The sequence below is a fragment of the Pseudonocardia oroxyli genome (assembly GCF_900102195.1).
Classification (GTDB): Bacteria; Actinomycetota; Actinomycetes; order Mycobacteriales; family Pseudonocardiaceae; genus Pseudonocardia; species Pseudonocardia oroxyli.
Genome location: NZ_FNBE01000049.1, coordinates 1 through 1,695 on the forward strand (window position 1 = coordinate 1; position 1,695 = coordinate 1,695).

The following is a 1,695-nucleotide window of genomic DNA, read 5'->3' on the forward strand; positions in this document are numbered from 1 at the left end:
CACCACCACCTCCCCCACAAGCCGGCCATGCGCTACCGTGCAGTACCGGCAACGAGGCTCGCGAAAGTGGCACCCAAAATGGCCGGCATGATCCGGTCCGCCCCGTCGCCGAGAGTCGCCCAGGTGAAGGCCTCGAACGCATGAGAGACACAGCTGCTGGACTGGACTACAGCCTTCGCCAGGGCAGCTGGCTCCGACAGATGTTGAGCGGAAACCCATGTTGCTGTAGTCCTGTCCGGGGCGTTTCGCGGGCACGTCCGTGGAGTGCCGCACGGCCTCGCCTGCTTGAGGACAGGCGCTCACGGTGACCTGTCGCCCGGAACTCGATGTCGATCGTATTTGACTCGGGCGAGGTTGTACTTCACGGATGAATGGTGGAAAATGAAGCGTTCCGTTGTGGTTGTCGGAGCCGGCCTTGCAGGAGCGCGAATGTGTGTGGAGTTGCGCTCTGTCGGCTATGAGGGCGAGATTCTGCTTATCGGATCCGAGCGACATGCCCCCTACAACCGCCCACCTCTGACGAAGCATGGCCTTCTTGCAGCGGTCGATACCAATCTGGGAATCGACTTCGAAGCTCTCGGCGTGGATTGCAGCTTAGGAGAATCGGCCCTTGCGCTTGATCGAGAGCGCCGCCGAGTCCAGACAGACCGACGGGAGATCTCGTACGACACGCTTGTCTTGGCGACGGGTGCGGAGCCGATCTCGCTCCCGGGTCCCGGCGCTCAGCTGTGTGTCAGGACGTCAGAGGATGCCGAGCGAGCACGCATGCAGCTGGTTCCGAGCAGGCGGGTTGTCGTCATCGGGGCTGGATGGATCGGCGCCGAGATCGCGTCCGCGGCATTGACCAGGGGGTGTCACGTCACATGTTTGGAAGGCGCAGCCGCACCCCTAGCTTCCCAGTTTGGAGAGGAGGTTGCCGCGAGATTCCTGCCTTGGTGGCGCGACGTAAATCTGCTTACCCGTGTTCGGGTTGCAGAGGTGGTCGCAGATGGCGTCATACTGGCCGATGGCGATAAAGTGCTGGCCGACGTAATCATTGCCAGCGTCGGTGTGCGCCCCGCGACCGACTGGCTGGCGGATTCTGGATTAGCTCGCCGACGTGGAGCCGTTGTCGTGGACGAGCGTCGACGCAGTTCTGACCCAAACATATTCGCGATTGGTGACTGCGCGATTCGCTGGTCCCCCAGGTATGGCGCCTGGATGCCCGGCGGACATTGGGACGAGGCAGTTCAAGGGGCCGTGGCTGGGGCGGGGGCCATAGTCGGCACGGACGTTATAAATGACAAAATCCCTTATCTGTGGAGCGAGCAGTTCGGCAGAAGGCTACTGTACGTCGGACGGGCCGACACCGCTGACCGGCACGTGGTCCGACTGGTCGATGACGACCCGGAGAAGTGGGGGGTCGCATGGCTGGACGACGACAACCATCTGGTCGCGCACCTCTCCGTCAATCATCCGCTGGCGTTCGCGGCCGCGAGACGCGCGATAGAGGCCGGTCAACCGGTTGACGAACGTAAGCTACCGTCTCTTGATATCGAACTCTGAGCGCCTCGTAGGTCCGACTTATCCGCCTCCCGCCCTAGGCACGACGTCGGCACATGGGTCTGCCCAGGGTCTGGTTGAGCCGTGTCGGGTGGGTGTTCAGGCCGCGTGGGCGGCCGAGGTGAGTATCTCGGACTCGACTGGGGTGAGCCT

At 62.8% G+C, this 1,695-nt stretch carries 1 protein-coding gene; it reads left to right on the forward strand.

Translation table 11 applies throughout. The features are described from left to right. The first annotated feature begins 381 nt into the window (after positions 1-381). Positions 382-1,545, forward strand: coding sequence for an NAD(P)/FAD-dependent oxidoreductase (locus BLS43_RS29160; RefSeq protein ID WP_093089913.1), 1,164 nt, complete (start codon positions 382-384; stop codon positions 1,543-1,545). The last annotated feature ends 150 nt before the right edge of the window (positions 1,546-1,695 follow it).